Below are 16,222 nucleotides of genomic sequence, written 5' to 3' on the forward strand. Positions count from 1 at the left end.
GGGTGAAACAGGCTAGCGGGTCCTGCTCGACGCAGGTCCTGCGGGGCGACGGCTGCGGCCTCCGCCTGCAGCATGCTGGCGCGGCGCTCCGCCGCCCTGGCCGGCCGGCTTTGCCTGACCGCTGCTGTGGCCACTGCTATGACCACTGCCCGTGCCTTGGCTGCTGTTTCGGCGTGATGCTCCATTGCGAGCGTTGCCGCCACCGCGAGGGGCACCGCCACCGCCACCGCTGCGACGTGGGGTCCCTTGACGCTGAGGCTGGGCTGCTGCTTTGGGTGCGGGTTCGACGTAGCGAGCCTGCTCGCCTACGAGCTCGGCGACCTGCGGCGAGTCCGAGGTGACACGGATGGGCGTCACCTTGATGTCGGCCTTGCGCAGAAGAATTGCAGTGTCTTTGCGCTGCTCCGGCAGGACGACGGTGACGACGTCTCCGGCGCTTCCGGCGCGCGCGGTACGACCCGAGCGGTGCAGGTAGGCCTTGTGCTCGGCAGGCGGATCGACGTGCACGACGAGCTGGACGTCGTCGACGTGAACGCCACGAGCGGCGACGTCGGTGGCGACCAGCACGCGAGCGTCACCCGAGGAGAACGCGAGCAAGTTGCGGTCACGCGCGGCCTGGGACAGGTTGCCGTGCAGATCGACCGACGGGATTCCGGCGTCGGTGAGTTGCTTGGCAAGCTTGCGCGCCTGGTGCTTGGTGCGCATGAACAGGATCCGGCGACCGGTTCCCGACGCGAGGTGCTGCACGAGCTTCTTCTTGGCTTCGACGCCGTCGACCTCGAACACGCTGTGGGTCATGGCTTCGACGTGTGAGGTGGCCTCGTCGACCGAGTGCGTGACCTGGTCGGTGAGGAATCGCTTGACGAGCTTGTCGACGCCGTTGTCCAGTGTTGCCGAGAACAGCAGACGCTGTCCCTTCGCCGGCGTGGCGGCGAGGATGCGCGTGACGACGGGGAGGAAGCCAAGGTCGGCCATGTGGTCGGCCTCGTCGAGGACGGTGATCGAGACGCCGTCGAGTGTGACGTGGCGCTGCTTCATCAGGTCTTCGAGGCGTCCCGGGCAAGCGACGACGATGTCGACGCCTCCGTTGAGCGCGGAGACCTGACGGTTCTGCGAGACGCCACCGAAGATCGTGGTGACCTTGAGCTTGTAGGCGGCAGCCAGAGGTTCGATGGCGACGGCGATCTGGGTTGCAAGTTCACGGGTCGGCGCGAGGATCAAGCCGCGCGGACGACCTGGCTTGCGGTTGCCGGGGAGCTGTCCGGCGAGCCTGGCGACCATCGGGATGGCGAAGGCGAGGGTCTTGCCACTGCCGGTCTTTCCGCGCCCGAGGACGTCGCGTCCTGCAAGGGTGTCGGGGAGGGTGTCGGCCTGGATGGGGAAGGGCTCGTTCTTGCCCTGTGAGCTGAGTACGTCGGCGAGCGCGTGCGGCACGCCGAGTGAAGCAAAGGTAGTCATAGTGATGGGTTGCGCCTTTCGGGCAGGGTGTTGCACCCATGGGCTATGGCCCGAGAATGCAAAGGTGGCGAGACTGCCGGTGGGCAGTTTCGATCGCCGTAAGAAAAGCCTGTGCAGGGTGCACATGGACTACGCGGCCGAAGCCGGGCGGAAGTAGAAGCATTCCACGACGTCTGACGTGCAGCTACGCACATCGTCAACGAGTGTAACCGCACACTCCCCGTAAACCTTCCCCGAGTGACGCATCAGGCACTCACGCCGCCCAGCCCAACTCCAGGACCAGATCGTCCTCGACGAACGAGGGGTACCTCCTCGCCACCGGCATCCTCGGCGCCTCCGAGGTGTAACCGTGGCCGGTCGGGGTCTCGAAGTCGTAGATGTGAACGACTCCCGCCTTCTTCGGCCGTGGCTCGGACTTCCACCCCTCCGCTTCCTTGGCCTGATTGCACGCGGCACACAATCCCGCCCCGTTGTGGGCGCTGGTCTCTCCGCCGCGTGCATGGGGGAGGATGTGGTCACGGTGGCGAATCGGTGCGTCGCACCACGGTGTCCGGCAGCTCCGGTCTCGCACATCGATCAGTCGAGCCAGGCCGGTAGGGAAGTGCCGTGACTTCGATTCCATCGCGGTCAACGCTCCTGAGTCGGGATTCGCATACAACCTGCGCAATGTCAGGGTGGTGACGTCTTTCTTGCCGTTCGAGTTTGTGCAGGCCTCGCTGACGAGATGCCGAGCTATCGCTGCCGGAATGTCGCCGTAGCCGTCGAGGTGTGCCGACTTGGTGCCTGCACCGAGCAGTGTTTCGTCGGAGATCACCAGGTTTACGGCTACCGGTGCTCCGGCAGTCGCAGTGGCAGCGCCCGTGATGCGCTCGTACGCGAGGTCGGCCATGATTTGATCGCGGGTGCGTGGTTCGTCGCCGACACCCGCGATGGAGTCGGCATCGCGGCGCAGCGTCGCCCACATGCTGAGGACTCGGTCCATCGAGGTCAGAGTGCTGAACTCACCCATGCAGTCGGGAAGTGGCCGACTGCCGGTGCGTCGTTCACGGAACGCTTTTGCTCTCTTCTCGACGACCGCGGACGCATCGAGTTCGGCTGCCAACGCGCGAGCTGTCGCTTCGATAGCGTTGTCGCCCTTGTTCTTCAGGACCGAGGGATCGGAGCACATGCGCTTGTCTATCTCGCGTCGGTCATCGGCGGTCAGGCAGTCCGTCTCGCGGACAAGAATCGACGCGCGCCATTCGTTGAGATCACCGGCTAGCAATCTGGCGTGCGTGTGAGGCATCTCGTGAACCAGCGCGCGTGCAAGCCTCAGGTATCGGCCGCCCTTGTTCGGTGATTCTCGTCGAGCGAGTCCGATCTGGGAAGCAACTCCGGTGCGCCATGCGGATTTTGGTTTGCCCATTGCCTTGCGTTCGGCGGAGGTCATTGTCGCGACCGCGTCACTGGCGGATGCCTGGAGGGCTGCAGACGCGGATTTGACCGTTTCCAACGCCTCGATCAGATCGATCGCGCTCCTCGTATCGGGCACTTCGGTGATGTGTTGCAGGCGCGCTACGAACTCCAGTACCTCTGATGCTTCCACGAGACCCCCCAGTCATCGAACGTGTGTTCGACAATAACAATACCGACGACTCGGCGCAACCCCTGATCGACTCGGCCTCAAAGTTCCCGCGACGGATTGCGTCCCACTGCTCCTAGCGGATCTGCTTCGAGCAGATTTATTGGTACACAGTCGGATTCGTAGCGCAGAGTGGTTCCATGACCGATTCGACGCCACGCATGTTCTCGTCCGACATTCGCCACCAACTGCTTCGTCATCGCGTCCTCGTGCTCGACGGCGCTCTCGACGACGACAACGGAACCGTTCTGACCACTCATCTTCTGACCCTTGCGGCGGAGAACTCGTCGGCCGACATCGCCCTGTGGATTCACTCGCCGGGCGGTTCGGTGCCTGCGATGCTCGCCATCCGAGACGTCATGCGTCTGATTCCGTGCGACGTCTCCACGTTGGCGCTCGGGTTGGCATGCAGTGCAGGGCAATTCCTGCTCTCGTCCGGAGCTCGCGGTAAGCGCTTTGCGTTGCCGCATTCGAGGATTCTGATGCATCAGGGCTCCGCCGGCATCGGTGGATCGGCCGTCGAGGTGGAGGTGCAGGCGAACGACCTGCGGCACACCCGAGACACCGTACTCGGATTGATAGCCGACGACACGGGCCAATCACGCGAGCGCATCTTCGAGGACTCGCTTCACGATCGATGGTTCACCGCCGACGCTGCCCGCGAGTACGGGTTCGTCGATGCGATCGTCGACTCGTTCGATCAGGTCATGCCCGCACGTCGGACAACCTTCGGAATGGCGGTGGCGTGATGAGCTCGTACACCATTCCCAACGTCATCACCCGCGATTCGCGCGGGGAACGCGTCGTCGACGTCTACTCGCACCTGCTCAGCGAGCGCATCGTGTATCTCGGCACCGGTATCGACGCGGGTGTCGCGAACGCGCTAATCGCGCAGCTGCTCCATCTGGAGGCTGATTCTCCCGACCAGGAGATCTCGATGTACATCAACTGCGAGGGAGGTGATACCGCAGCGATGCTCGCGGTGTACGACACCATGCAGTTCGTCGGCTCACCGGTCGCGACGACGTGTGTGGGTCAAGCGGTTGCAGCCGGAGCGGTGTTGCTCGCTGCCGGGGCACCGGGGCGTCGATCTGCTCTGACACACAGTCGTGTGGTTCTGCATCAACCGGCTGCGCAGGGCCGCGGCACGATTCCCGACCTCATTCTCGCCGCCGATGAAGTGCTGCGGGTGCGGTCGGAGATGGAAGCAATTCTGGCCAAGCACACCGGCCGCGACGCCGCGACACTGCGCCACGACACCGATCGCGATCTGGTGCTGACGGCGCCGGCCGCGCTCGCGTACGGAATCGTCGACCAAGTACTCGAACGGCGTTAGGCGGCAAGCATCGTCACGCAGCCAGCACCATCACGCAGCCAGCATTGTCACGCCACCACGTGTCAGGTCATGGTGCGCGAGACCGGCGATTTCGCCGATGGACGTTCCCAGGGCGCCGACGACGGCCGCGAGGATTTCGCTCGACGGATCCTTGTGGCCTCGTTCGACCTCGGACAGGTACTGAGGCGAAATACCGGCGCGGGTTGCTGTGTCGTTCAGGGTTTCACCGCGATGCTGTCTACGCTCACGCAACCGATGTCCGACCACCTCTCGCCACAGCGGCTCGACAGTTGGCGATTCGGCTGCTCGAGTTACGGCTGCTCGAGGTTCGACTGCTCGGCGCGATTCGATGCTGATGACCTGACCCATGTTTCGAACCCTAGTCCGACTCCGCGGGTCGGCCAGGGCGATTCTGCTCAGAGCAGAGCCGCCTACTTCAGCGCGAAGGCTTTCGGAATCCATGACTGAGAGTCGAGCGGAGGCCGCGAATATGGACGTTTCTGACGCGGCGGCAGGTCGATCTCGGGGTGTTCGATCGTGGCGTACGGGACGAGGGAGAGGAGGTGGCTGATGACGTTGAGGCGCGCTGCCTTCTTGTTGTCTGCGTCGACAACGTGCCAGGGTGCCTCGGGGATATCGGTGCGCTCGAACATGTAGTCCTTAGCTTCCGCGTAGTCGACCCAGCGGGCACGCGCTTCCAAGTCCATCGGGCTGAGTTTCCACCGCTTGGTCGGATTGTTCATTCGCGACGTGAACCTCTTCTCCTGCTCGTCGTCGCTGAGTGAGAGCCAGTACTTGATTAGGATTATGCCGTCGCGTACCAGTGCGCGCTCGATGTCCGGGCACGTGCGGAAGAACTCGTCGTACTGCTCGTCGGTACAGAAGCCCATGACTTTTTCGACGCCTGCGCGGTTGTACCAGCTGCGATCGAAGAGCACGATTTCACCCTCGGCGGGGAGCTGGGCCACGTACCGCTGGAAGTACCACTGCGATTTTTCTTTGTCCGACGGCGTACCCAGCGCAACGACGCGCGCATACCGAGCGTTGAGCCGTTCGACGATCCGCTTGATGGTGCCGCCTTTGCCTGCGGTGTCGCGGCCTTCGAAGATGACCATAACGCGAAGACCCTCGCGGATGACCCACTCCTGCATACGAACAAGCTCCCTCTGGAGGCGAGCCAGCTCCGTCTCGTACTCGTTTTTCGTCAGAACAGTGGTGTACGACTCGACCTTCTTTACCTTCTTCTTCCCCATTGCAGCAGAGTAGGCGCCTCACGGACTCCGCGGTCAGGTTCTCGCGGCATCGATGTCGTCGATCCGCGACAGCAACTTGGTCGTCGTACTCCAACTGCGGATGGTCATCGACTTGTAGAGGGGAGACTCGATAATTGCGCTCAGTCGGCTCTTCGTTCGCAGCGCGGTTACCCGACGCGAATAGATGACGCCGTCGCCCGGCCACACCGCGTCGACCCCCTCGCGAGGGTTGAACACTGCCATCGCCTCGTCGACGCCAATGCCCATCATGAAGATGGCATCACTGTGGTATTTGTCGGGTTCGTCGCCGAAACCCTCGGGCTTGTTCGTCTCGACGGCACGAAGCTGCGCGGCGGACAATACAAGAACCTTGATGATCGAACTGTCCAGGTCGAACCGGGTAGGAAGACCGTCCTCGACGAGTTCTCGGATCGCATCTGCACCGTGATCGGAAGTCAGCAGGGCATTGCCGCTCTGAATGTACGTAGCAACGTCTTCGAACCCGAGGTCACCGAGAAAGCCGCGAAGTTCGGCCATCGGGATCTTGTTCTTCCCACCGACATTGATGCCGCGCAGCAGGAGCACGTAGGCCGTCATGTCAGCGAATTCTACGGCGGCTGGTGGTGCCCTCGGCAGGATTCGAACCTGCGACCTACCCTTTAGGAGAGGGTTGCTCTATCCCCTGAGCTACGAAGGCGTGTAGTGCACGGATGAGTGTACCGGTGTGGCATCAGTCCGCTGCAATAGCGTCGACGATCGTCGACCTCGACGCGTGCAGAGCGGGTGGGAGCGACCCGACCAGGGCGAGGACCAGTGCGACGAGCCCGAAGAGCAGGATCGACGGGCTCACGGAGTAGTCGATCGTTATCCCTGTGCTCGCCCCGAGAATGAGGGTGCTCAGGTACTGCAAGGCACCTCCGATCGCCAGGCCCAGTACGCCGCCGACGACGCCGACCGCCAGGGCCTCGCTGAGCACCATCCTGCCGAGGGTTCCGCGGCTCGCGCCCATCGCTCGAAGCACGCCGAGTTCTCGTCGTCGTTCCAGAACCGACAGCATCAGTGTGTTCAACAATGCGACCGCAGCGACGACAGCCACGATCCATTGCAGCGCAACGGCGAGAGCACCGGCTTGCGCAATCGATCCGCTCGCGCCGTCGAGAGCCTGCTGACCGGAATACACGTAGACCTCGGGCGGAAGCTCCTCGTCCAGGGTTGCCTGGACGGCGTCGTCGTCGACGGTGACCTCCAGATAGGTCGCTCCAGGTCTATCGAACCAATCCTGCATCGACGCGACCGAGATGGCCATCGTTCCGCCCGCTGCGTTGAGGTAGTCGACCACCGCGAGCACCTTCACCGGTCGAATGCCGGTCGGGGTGGGTAGTTCTATCGTGCTTCCCGCCGAAACACCCAGCGCCAGGCCGAGACTCCGGGACACTGCAACGCCGTCCCCCCGCAGGACGGCGGCCTTGACCGCGTCGTCGAGGACGGACAAAGTCACGGCGTTACTGCCCTCGGCGACGCCTTGGATCGCGACGAGTTCGTCGCCCAAATCGGCGTAGGCCCACTGACCCTCGACCACGTCGGTGACGCCCGGGGTATCGCGAACCCTCTGTACGACAGAAGGATCGAGGGTGGCTCCGGCAGGCACGGCGTCGCTGGAGGTCAACGCGACGTACACGTCGGTGCGGTTGAGCGACGCCAGCGACGTCGTTGCCGATCGCGTGAGGTTGTTCAAGGCGCCGGAGACGCCGACGATGACGGCGACGGCGATGACGATCGTCATGACGGTCGCCCAGATCCGGCCGGGTGCGCGTTCGATGGTGGCTGTTGCGAGTCGGCCGGCGGCGCCCCACCTCAGCGGGATAGCGCCTGCGAGTCCGACGATCACGCGCGTACCTCCCACGCACAGGGCGACGACACCGACCAGGAAGAGCGCACCTGCTGCTAGTGCGGCCTGTCCGTCGACGGTCACTGCGAGCAGGACGGAACCGGCGATGGCGCCGGCGCCGAGGACTGCCGCGGTCGACGCGAACGCCCCCGATGGTCCGGCGGTGGTCTCCGATCCACCGACGGCCAGGGCCTCGACCGGCGAAATTCGGTAAACCTGAACTGCGGCGAGCGCCGACGCCGCGACACAGGCAAGAACGCACATGACGATTGCGGAAGGAATGGCGTAACCCGGAAGCGAGTACTCGAGTTCGGCGTCGAGCGACTCGACCAGGAAGGGTGGCAGACTCCCGATCGCGTAGCGGCCCATGACGATCCCGAGCGGCACCCCGACGAGGCCGGCGACAAGTCCGATCAACGCCGCTTCGGCCAACAGATCACGGACGATGGTGCCCCGCTTACCTCCGATGGATCGCAGCACCGAGATGGTCGGTCGTCGTTTCGCGATGGCCATGTTCATGACGTTGAATACGAGGAACCCGGCGACGACGAACGCAATGAGCGAGACCATCAGCGTCGAGTTTCGCGTCAGGCTGATGACTGTGTCGGCGCGGTCTGCTCGAAAGTCCGGGCTCATCACGGCAACTCGCCCGTCTACCGCTGCCCTGACCGAGTCCGCGGCGTCACCGAGGACGAAGACGGAATCGAGTTGGCCTGCACGATCGGTGAGAGCCTGGGCGACCGGCAGCGGTGCGACGATGAAGTTGCCGCCACCGATTCGCTGCGATCCTTCGCCGGTGACGACTCCGACCGCCGTGAGGGAAGTTCCGCCCAGCTCGAAGGTCTGGCCTGTGGAGTATCCGGTATCCGGGCCGACGAGGACGGCTCCTGGACGCGCAAGATCGGTGATCGAGCCCGAGACCGCGCTGGTCAGATCGGACTCGAGCGCGGTGATGGAGGCGTCGACTCCGACCACGGTCAGCGGTCCGTCGTCGGTGACGATCTCGCTGCGCAGCAACGGAACTGCTGCGTCCACTCCAGGCGCAGCGCGTATGACGTCGAGTTCGGTTGCGGCGAAACCGGTGCCGGTAACGCCGACGATTTCCAGGTCGGCATTGCCTGCGATCGAGACAGCGAGCTTTTCGACCGACCCGGTGAGCGATCCGTACGTTCCGAGGACGGCCACCAGAAGCGCAGCTGCGACGGCGACGACACCCGTCGAGACGAGTGACCGAACCCAGTGCGCACGCAGATCTCGCAGCCCGAGGACGCGAAATCGGCTGAACGCGGTTCGGATCAAAGCCCCGTTCCTGACAGGACGTCGGTATCGATTCGTCCGTCGAGCATGGAGATCACGCGGTCTGTCGTCCGAGCGGCTTCCATGTCATGTGTCGCCATGACGACTGCCCTGGTTTCGCCGCTGTCGTGCGCGATGTCGGCGAGAATCTCCAGCACGGAGTGCGACGTCTTGGAGTCGAGGTTTCCGGTGGGCTCGTCGGCGATGATCAGAGCGGGGTTCATGACGAGGGCCCGAGCAATGGCAACACGCTGAATCTGGCCACCCGACAATTGAGCAGGGCGGTGTTCGGCGCGATCGGCCAATCCGACCAGATCGAGCAGGCGAAGCGCGTCGACTTTGGCTTTGGACATCGGGGTGCCGTCGAGCAGTTTGGGTACTGCGACGTTCTCCCACGCGGACATCGTCGGCAGCAGGTTGAAGAACTGGAAGACGAACCCGACGCGGTGGCGCCGGAAGTCGGACTGCTGGTTGTCGCTGAGCCCGGTGATGTCGACGCCGTCGAACAGAATCGACCCGGAATCGGGGACGTCGAGAGCACCGAGCATGTGCAGAAGGGTGCTCTTGCCTGCCCCGGAGGGTGCGACGAGGGAGACGAATTGCCCGCCCGAAATCGTCAGGTTCACCCCGTCGAGCGCTCGCACGGGTAGTTCGCCGGTGGAATATTCCTTGACGACATCGTTGAGGTGCACGGTCAGTGCTGCGGTAGTCATTTCAGACTCCTGTTTACCTGAAGAACCGCCCACACGAGTGTGGGCGGTTCTCACAGCGACAGCGTCCGCCAGTGCGCCTCTCGGCAAGTGGCCGCTCGAAGCGGCAAATGTGTTGGTACCCGGGGCATGGATCGAACACTGTCGACGGGTGTAACTAGTACCTCGAACGAATAATTCCCTACGCTGCGCCCTGTGCGGACTCGAGCCGACGGGCGACGAGCGCAGCCTGCAGATGACGGATCCCCGACGGCCTCGTCGGGTCGAATCCGGTGAGCTGCGCGATTCTCTTGAGCCGGTAGTCCACCGTGTTGGTGTGCAGGTGAAGTTGCCGGGCCGAGCGCTGACGGTTGAGATCGTGTGAGATGTGGATCTCCAACGTTTCCAGCAGCTCAGGTGAAGCGTCGAGTGGTTCGAGGATCTGACGCAGGTGGCGACGGCCGGGTCCCGGCCTGGTGAGCTGGTATTCGAGAACCAGATCGTCCATTCGGTACAAACCGGATGGACGATGGAGTTGGTGGGCGAGCGCGAGCAGTTCGTGGACCTGGTCTGCCGCCGTCGGGATGCCGGCGGTTGCTGCTTGTTCCGCGGTGACCGTCAGCGGAACCTCGGCTGCCGTGCTCAGACGGTGGACGAGTGCTTCCACCCACTCCTCGTCGTGGACTCCAGGGATGAGGACGGTTCCGCCTTCGGTGCTGAGCATCGACAGGGGAGTGCGACCGCAGATGGTTGCCAACTCGGCTTGTACGCGGCGCAACTTGCGTCGTGCTGCCACGGTCTTCTGAATCGCCGGATCGTTCTCGTCGGGGTGCGACGGTACGGACAAGGCGAGCACGAGGTAACTGTCGGCGAGCTCGATTCCGGACTGGCGGGCGATGGACACCGCGTTGTGTCCGCTCAGAAGTGAGGACACCAAGGTGTGTGCGGCAGTGTGGTGCTCACTGGCCACCGACTGCAATTCTTCGACGTAGCTCTTGGATGCGGCGATGGACACCTTCTCGGATAGCAGAACGAACATGCGTGCTGCTTCGATCAGGTCGTGCGTGTCACCCGCACCTGCTCGCTTGGAGACGAGATTCCAACCGATCTGAATTCCTTCGTGGTACACCGTCAGAACCGATTCGAGCGGGACACCTTCGCGAGCCCACTGACTGGCTTTCGCGCGAAGTTCGGCGAGATCGCTGTCGTTGGGCGCACGCCGCTCGTCGAGCATCTGCACGGCGATGCTGATGCATTTGACAGTGAATTCGGTGACGTCGCCGTGAAGTTGTTCGCCTGGAAGGGATCCGCACGGTGTATTGGCGGCGAAGTGGCCGACGAGCAGCCGGGCCACAGCGCGGAAGTCTCGTAGCGGTGCGGATGCAGGCTGTCCTGCAACCATTATTCCGAGGCTCGTCGTGTTGTGAACGGTCACAGATCAGCCCTTCGTGTAGGAACTTCGGCTCTGACGGAAAGAAAGTTACTGATGCGTATTATTGCGCATCCACGCAAGTTAAGCTTGAAAACCCGCAAGAAACGCGTCAGTTTCAGACCAGAAGTTTGTTTCCGGGCTGCTAACAGACTTGATCATAGGATGTTATCAACGCGTTATCCAGTGTTTCGAGCAACAAGTTTGTGAAGGTTCTCAACAGCGCCGTCGGACCAGTTGCGACATTGCCTAAACAATGCGCAGAAGGTTCTCGCGAGGTGGGCCGTGGGCCTAGCGTCGTGTTCGTGCCGATCCGAAGGTCGGCTGGTCAGTTTCGGATCACCGGTCTCGAGGGGGTGGCGTCAGTGAACAGAGCATCGGACCGACGCGCTGTACTACGAGATCTCGAACCGGTGATCGAGCGGTGCCTACAACGTCACTTGGCATCCGCCCGAACCTGGGATCCCGCGCTGATCGTTCGGCCGGAACAGTATTGGGGTCAGCGCCGATCCTCTCTCACCGAGACAGCCAAAGCTGCTCTGATCACAACACTGCTGACGCACAACAACACTGCGCGTGACCACGGCGTACACAGTTCCGCTGTGGGCGGGTCGTGGGCAGCGTGGCTTGACGAGTGGACCGGGGAGAAGCGTCTGCACGCCGGCGCGATCCAGCAATATCTCGTCGCCACCCGCAGTGTGGATCCAATCGCGTTGGACCGAGCACGTTTTCAGTGCACGACCATCGGTATCGATTCCTCGATGGAAGGTGACGACCTGCTGAGGTCGATCGTGCACGGCACCGTCGATGTGATGGCCACCATGGTCAGCCACCGCAACACCGCGATCGAATGCGCAGACCCGGTTGCCTCGACTGTCCTGGGGCGAATCGTTGCGGATCAAGAACTGCACGTCGAGTTCCATCGCGATGTGGTGGCCGCAGCGTTGGACATTGCTCCGTCGCAGACGCTCAAGGCCATCACCGAGGTCGTGATGAACTTTCAGATGCCGGGCAGCGGGCTGCCCGGCTTCGAGCGAAGTGCAATGCTCATCGCCCGCGACGGGATCTACGACCTGCGCAGGCATCTCGACGAGGTTCTTCTGCCTGCCATCCGAGCGTGGAAGATCTTCGAACGCACGGACTTCGGCGTCGGAGATCGGAATCGGCGAATTCTGTCGGACTTCCTCGGCGATCTGGAGACGCAGGCAACTGCGTTCGAACAAGTGCGAATGCGTGCGCGGGCGCACGACGCCGAAAAACTCCGCGCGTCCTGACCGGACGCGCGCACTCGAACCCCCGGGGGGTCTGTGGGAGAGCACCCTCTCTCCGGTTATCGATCGATTCATTCGATCGGGAACCGGAGAGAGGGTCCTTGCACGCGAAGATAAGACCCGCAGCATCCGGCGCGTCGTCTACGCTTGGGCGCACACCGAGCGGAGGCGGCCAACGTGAGCAGCAACAGCACCATCGTCGTCGGGATCGACGGTTCTGACGCATCCGATCTTGCCGTCGTCTGGGCCGCGCACACAGCGTTCGGTCGTGATTTCTCGCTGCGCATAGTGACGGCGATCGACGCACCCCCGCATCTCGATGCGTCCCAGAATGCCGACTTCGAAGCGGTCGCGAGATCGCGTCTCGTCGCCGCCGAAACGCTCGCGCGCGAGAGCATCGATGGACCTCAGACGATCGAAACCGATGCGCGCACGGGCAAAGTCGTCGACGTCCTGCTATCGGAGTCGGAGAACAGCGCGATGGTGGTGCTCGGCGCGAGCGGGCTGGGCGAATCCGGTGCAGGACTCCTTGGCTCGTCGTCGATCGGACTCACCGCGCATGCCTCCTCGCCCGTGGCGGTGGTGCGCGGCCGAAGTATCGACGGGCGTCCACCGGTGCTGGGGCCAGTGGTCGTCGGCGTCGACGGCTCGGCCGTCAATCAAGGTGCCTTGGCAGCCGCGTTCGACGAAGCGTCACACCGAGGTGCATCGCTGATCGCCGTGCACGTGTGGTCGGACGTTTCACTGGGGCAGATCGCTGCCGTACCGCTCGGGTGGGACGACGTCGCCGCGTCGGAGGAGGCACTTCTTGCGGAAAGCCTTGCCGGCTGGCAGGAGAAGTACCCGGACGTCGAGGTGCGACGCGTCGTCGCCCAGGATCGCCCGGTTCGCGTCCTCTCCGAACTGTCGGAACAGGCGTCGTTGATCGTCGTCGGTAGCCGGGGTCGTGGTGGCTTCAGTGGGATGTTGCTCGGCTCGACGAGCTATGCGTTGATCCACACCGCCGACTGCCCGGTCCTCGTCGTCCGCGGTTCGACTGTCTGAACGGCGACTACCTAGACGGCGATTACCTAGACGGCGACGGTCAGCAGAAACGCCACGTCTTCGACTGCTTCGACGCTGTGGCGGGCATCAGGAATCACCAACAGGTCCCCGGCGGAACCCTTCCACGATTTTTCGCCACTGACGAGCTTCAGTTGTCCGCTGAGTACCAGCACCGTCGATTCCCCGGACAGGTCGTGCTCGGCGAGCTCGTTGCCAGCTGCCAATGCCACCACGGTCTGACGAAGATGTCGTTGGTGGCCGCCGTAGACGGTCTGAGAACTGCGGCCACTCGAGGCCCCCACAGCAAGTTTCAGTTGTTGTCGGGCAAGGGCGGTGAGTGACTTCTTGTCCATGCGCCCAGTATGGCCCAACGGTTCGTGTGCCGAGGCTCAACTCGACGAAAGTCGGTGCGAATCAGGGAGTTCGGTAAGCCTTGCCGTACTTCAGGAACCGATATCGAACGCCATCTTTTCGGCTCGTCTGCCACTCGCCAGCCGTCGCTGTCCATCCGTCGGGAATGGTCGGCGCAGTCGTATCGCCGTCGGCATCGATGTCGAGCTCGGTCACCTGCAATTCGGAGGCGAAGGGCAATGCCGCCCGGTAGATCTCGCCGCCGCCCATGACCCAGACCGTGCCGTCGTCGACCCGGTTCAACGCGTCGTCGACGCTGCCTGCAGACTCGGCGCCGTCCGCAGACCAGTCGCAATCACGCGTCACGACGATGTTGCGACGACCCGGCAGAGGCCGAAAACGCTCGGGTAGCGAATCCCACGTCCTGCGGCCCATGACCACCGGATGCCCCTGAGTGATGGACTTGAAGTGAGCGGTGTCCTCGGGAACGTGCCACGGAATGGAATTGCCGTCGCCGATGACACCGCCCCTGGCCTGTGCCCAGATCAGGCCGACGTGCGTCATACCGCGACCGGGGCCTTGATCGCCGGGTGGTGCTCGTAGCCCACGATCTCGATGTCCTCGTACTCGTAGTCGAAGATCGAATCTCGTTGTGCCAGTTTCAATGTGGGGTATGCGAATGCCTTACGCGCGAGCTGCTCGGTGACCTGCTGGCGGTGATTGTCGTAGATGTGGCAGTCGCCGCCGGTCCACACGAAATCGCCGACGCCCAGGCCGGCCTGCGCGGCAACCATGTGTGTCAGCAGCGCATAGCTCGCGATGTTGAACGGAACCCCGAGGAAGAGGTCGGCACTGCGTTGGTACAGCTGGCACGAGAGCTTGCCGTCGGCGACGTAGAACTGGAAGAAAGCGTGGCATGGAGGTAGCGCCATCTGCGGAATCTCACCGACGTTCCACGCGGAGACGATCATGCGGCGCGAATCCGGATTGGTGCGCAGCGTCTCGAGCACCTGAGAGATCTGGTCGATGTGCTCTCCCGACGGCGTCGGCCACGACCGCCACTGAACGCCGTACACGGGGCCGAGTTCACCGTCCGGGGCCGCCCACTCGTCCCAGATGCTGACGCCGCGTTCCTGCAGCCACGTCGCATTCGATTCACCGCGCAGGAACCACAGCAGCTCGTAGACAATGGACTTCAGGTGCACCTTCTTGGTGGTGATCAGCGGAAAGCCCTCACTGAGATCGAAGCGCATCTGGTGCCCGAACACGCTCGTCGTTCCGGTTCCGGTGCGGTCCGATTTCGCCGTGCCGGTCTCGAGCACGTGCCGCAGTAAGTCCTCGTACGGGGTAGGAACCATCACGGAAGTTATTCTAAGCGTCGAGCTCGCGATAGTCGGGCAGCGCGGTCGCCTCGGCGTCCGGGCTCGCGAACTTGCTGGCCAGGACGCGGGCGGGCTTGGACCCGGCGAGGCGAAGAATGCTCCGCATCACGGCGACCCCCACTCGGGTCGATGGGTGGGCAACCTTCGGAGTTCCCGGCGGGAGCTTCTGGGCGCGGTCGACGAGGGGCCTCATCACCGCGTCGTACTGCGCGAAAGCAGCGCGATGGTCGCTCGCGCGTGCTAGCTCACCGGCCAGGATGTACGCGCCGGTGACCGACAGTGTCGTTCCCATTCCGCTCAGCGGCGTCGCGCACCACGCTGCATCGCCGACGAGCGCAACCCTCCCGTTCGACCATCGCGGCGCACGCACCTGGGACAAATAGTCGACGTAAAGCTCGGAGCCGCTCCCCACAGCCCCCAGAATGCGAGGGGCCTCGCCGCCGACGTCGCCGAACGTGGCGCGGATCGCCGCGACGACGTCGTCCGGGTCCGCTCTCTCGTAGCCACGCGACTGAGACATCCACGACAGACTGAACCGGGTGGTGCCGAGGTTGTCCGGGCGGAGGCCGACGACGCGGGCGCCGTCGGCGTTCATCCACCTCCACCAGGAGTCGTCGGTGTCGATCCTCGGAATCGTTCCGTACGCGGTGTACAGCCCAAGATCGCGAATGTCTGCCTCGCCGGCAAAGACCAGTTCGCGGCTGCTGGAACGGATTCCGTCGGCAAAGAACACGAGATCGAAACGCTCGGCGGCTCCGCTCGCGAAGACGATGTCGACTCCGGCGGCATCCTGTGTCACCCCGGCGACGTGATCGCCGTAACGGTAGGTGGTCGTCGGACCTGCCGATTCGACGAGGATCCGGGCCAGTTCACCGCGCAGGATCTCCAGTTCGGCGGTCGCTCCGCTGCTGTCGTCGGTGCCCGCCGGGAACTCCGCAATGGTCCTCCCGGCGTCGTCGACGAACCGGGTGCCTTGTTCGGTGGTGCCGTTCGCGAGCAGAGTGGCTTCGAGGTTCATACGACGCACTACCTCGCGGCCCGTTCCGCGGATGTCGACGTTCTGCCCACCGAGTCGAAGTTCGGGGGACCGTTCGACAACGGTGACGTCGAATCCGGCTCGGTCGAGCCAGAATGCCAAGGTGGGTCCCGCGACACTGGCGCCGGTGATCAGTACTCGTTGTGCGGCCATCCTCCGTTCTTACAG

General features: G+C 63.6%; 16 protein-coding genes and 1 tRNA gene. 4 read left to right on the plus strand and 13 right to left on the minus strand.

Annotated features, from left to right (window positions below):
• Positions 1-12: 12 nt before the first annotated feature.
• Positions 13-1,458, minus strand: coding sequence for a DEAD/DEAH box helicase (locus tag D8W71_RS10295; RefSeq protein ID WP_121113212.1), 1,446 nt, complete (start codon positions 1,456-1,458; stop codon positions 13-15).
• Between the two features lie 253 nt (positions 1,459-1,711).
• Complete coding sequence (locus D8W71_RS10300; protein WP_121113214.1) at positions 1,712-3,043, minus strand: HNH endonuclease; 1,332 nt, start codon at positions 3,041-3,043, stop codon at positions 1,712-1,714.
• Positions 3,044-3,219: 176 nt separating this feature from the next.
• Between D8W71_RS10300 and D8W71_RS10305 the strand changes: the two genes are divergently transcribed.
• Positions 3,220-3,828 carry a ClpP family protease gene (locus tag D8W71_RS10305; RefSeq protein WP_121113216.1) on the plus strand — a complete coding sequence of 203 codons (609 nt, stop codon included), beginning with the start codon at positions 3,220-3,222 and terminating at the stop codon, positions 3,826-3,828.
• Positions 3,828-4,415, plus strand: a complete 588-nt coding sequence (locus D8W71_RS10310) for a ClpP family protease (RefSeq protein ID WP_121113217.1) — start codon at positions 3,828-3,830, stop codon at positions 4,413-4,415. The genes D8W71_RS10305 and D8W71_RS10310 overlap by 1 nt, the downstream gene beginning before the upstream one ends.
• A 30-nt stretch (positions 4,416-4,445) precedes the next feature.
• Here D8W71_RS10310 and D8W71_RS10315 read toward each other — a convergent pair whose 3' ends face one another.
• The 7 genes from D8W71_RS10315 to D8W71_RS10345 all read right to left on the minus strand — a co-directional run bounded on the left by D8W71_RS10315 (position 4,446) and on the right by D8W71_RS10345 (position 10,976).
• Positions 4,446-4,784 carry a helix-turn-helix domain-containing protein gene (locus D8W71_RS10315; RefSeq protein ID WP_121113219.1) on the minus strand — a complete coding sequence of 113 codons (339 nt, stop codon included), beginning with the start codon at positions 4,782-4,784 and terminating at the stop codon, positions 4,446-4,448.
• Positions 4,785-4,846: 62 nt separating this feature from the next.
• Positions 4,847-5,668, minus strand: a complete 822-nt coding sequence (ppk2, locus tag D8W71_RS10320; protein WP_121113221.1) for a polyphosphate kinase 2 — start codon at positions 5,666-5,668, stop codon at positions 4,847-4,849.
• A 33-nt stretch (positions 5,669-5,701) separates the two neighbouring features.
• Positions 5,702-6,265, minus strand: coding sequence for a DUF1697 domain-containing protein (locus tag D8W71_RS10325; protein WP_121113223.1), 564 nt, complete (start codon positions 6,263-6,265; stop codon positions 5,702-5,704).
• A 24-nt stretch (positions 6,266-6,289) separates the two neighbouring features.
• Positions 6,290-6,365: transfer RNA gene (locus tag D8W71_RS10330), tRNA-Arg, on the minus strand.
• A 33-nt stretch (positions 6,366-6,398) separates the two neighbouring features.
• Entirely contained in the window at positions 6,399-8,855 is a 2,457-nt protein-coding gene (locus D8W71_RS10335) for an FtsX-like permease family protein (protein WP_121113225.1), read from the minus strand.
• Positions 8,852-9,550: an ABC transporter ATP-binding protein gene (locus tag D8W71_RS10340; RefSeq protein WP_121118946.1), complete on the minus strand. Its 699-nt coding sequence runs from the start codon at positions 9,548-9,550 to the stop codon at positions 8,852-8,854. Before D8W71_RS10340 ends, D8W71_RS10335 begins: the two co-directional genes overlap by 4 nt.
• Positions 9,551-9,743: 193 nt before the next feature.
• The gene (locus D8W71_RS10345) at positions 9,744-10,976 is read right to left on the minus strand and encodes a PucR family transcriptional regulator (protein ID WP_121113227.1); all 1,233 of its coding nucleotides are present in this window, start codon (positions 10,974-10,976) and stop codon (positions 9,744-9,746) included.
• A gap of 359 nt (positions 10,977-11,335) precedes the next feature.
• Here D8W71_RS10345 and D8W71_RS10350 point away from each other — a divergent pair, with 359 nt between their 5' ends.
• On the plus strand, positions 11,336-12,244 hold the full coding sequence (locus D8W71_RS10350) for an acyl-ACP desaturase (protein WP_121118948.1): 909 nt from the start codon (positions 11,336-11,338) through the stop codon (positions 12,242-12,244).
• A 174-nt stretch (positions 12,245-12,418) separates the two neighbouring features.
• Complete coding sequence (locus D8W71_RS10355) at positions 12,419-13,285, plus strand: universal stress protein (protein WP_121113229.1); 867 nt, start codon at positions 12,419-12,421, stop codon at positions 13,283-13,285.
• Between the two features lie 26 nt (positions 13,286-13,311).
• On the opposite strand, the gene D8W71_RS10360 is transcribed toward D8W71_RS10355, so the two are convergent.
• The 4 genes from D8W71_RS10360 to D8W71_RS10375 form a co-directional block, all read right to left on the minus strand.
• On the minus strand, positions 13,312-13,638 hold the full coding sequence (locus D8W71_RS10360; RefSeq protein ID WP_121113231.1) for a cupin domain-containing protein: 327 nt from the start codon (positions 13,636-13,638) through the stop codon (positions 13,312-13,314).
• A gap of 61 nt (positions 13,639-13,699) precedes the next feature.
• Positions 13,700-14,200, minus strand: a complete 501-nt coding sequence (locus D8W71_RS10365; RefSeq protein ID WP_121113233.1) for a dihydrofolate reductase — start codon at positions 14,198-14,200, stop codon at positions 13,700-13,702.
• Positions 14,197-14,997 carry a thymidylate synthase gene (locus D8W71_RS10370; protein ID WP_121113235.1) on the minus strand — a complete coding sequence of 267 codons (801 nt, stop codon included), beginning with the start codon at positions 14,995-14,997 and terminating at the stop codon, positions 14,197-14,199. Before D8W71_RS10370 ends, D8W71_RS10365 begins: the two co-directional genes overlap by 4 nt.
• A gap of 10 nt (positions 14,998-15,007) precedes the next feature.
• Positions 15,008-16,207: an FAD-dependent monooxygenase gene (locus D8W71_RS10375; RefSeq protein ID WP_121113237.1), complete on the minus strand. Its 1,200-nt coding sequence runs from the start codon at positions 16,205-16,207 to the stop codon at positions 15,008-15,010.
• Between the last annotated feature and the right edge of the window lie 15 nt (positions 16,208-16,222).

This window comes from Rhodococcus sp. P1Y, assembly GCF_003641205.1.
In the GTDB taxonomy this organism is placed as follows: Bacteria; Actinomycetota; Actinomycetes; order Mycobacteriales; family Mycobacteriaceae; genus Rhodococcoides.

Coding starts and splice junctions, on each gene's coding strand:
- ppk2 (WP_121113221.1), bottom strand. CDS start 5,668: ATGGGGAAGAAGAAGGTAAAGAAGGTCGAGTCGTACACCACTGTTCTG.
- D8W71_RS10305 (WP_121113216.1), top strand. CDS start 3,220: ATGACCGATTCGACGCCACGCATGTTCTCGTCCGACATTCGCCACCAA.
- D8W71_RS10315 (WP_121113219.1), bottom strand. CDS start 4,784: ATGGGTCAGGTCATCAGCATCGAATCGCGCCGAGCAGTCGAACCTCGA.
- D8W71_RS10310 (WP_121113217.1), top strand. CDS start 3,828: ATGAGCTCGTACACCATTCCCAACGTCATCACCCGCGATTCGCGCGGG.
- D8W71_RS10295 (WP_121113212.1), bottom strand. CDS start 1,458: ATGACTACCTTTGCTTCACTCGGCGTGCCGCACGCGCTCGCCGACGTA.
- D8W71_RS10325 (WP_121113223.1), bottom strand. CDS start 6,265: ATGACGGCCTACGTGCTCCTGCTGCGCGGCATCAATGTCGGTGGGAAG.
- D8W71_RS10375 (WP_121113237.1), bottom strand. CDS start 16,207: ATGGCCGCACAACGAGTACTGATCACCGGCGCCAGTGTCGCGGGACCC.
- D8W71_RS10365 (WP_121113233.1), bottom strand. CDS start 14,200: ATGACGCACGTCGGCCTGATCTGGGCACAGGCCAGGGGCGGTGTCATC.
- D8W71_RS10360 (WP_121113231.1), bottom strand. CDS start 13,638: ATGGACAAGAAGTCACTCACCGCCCTTGCCCGACAACAACTGAAACTT.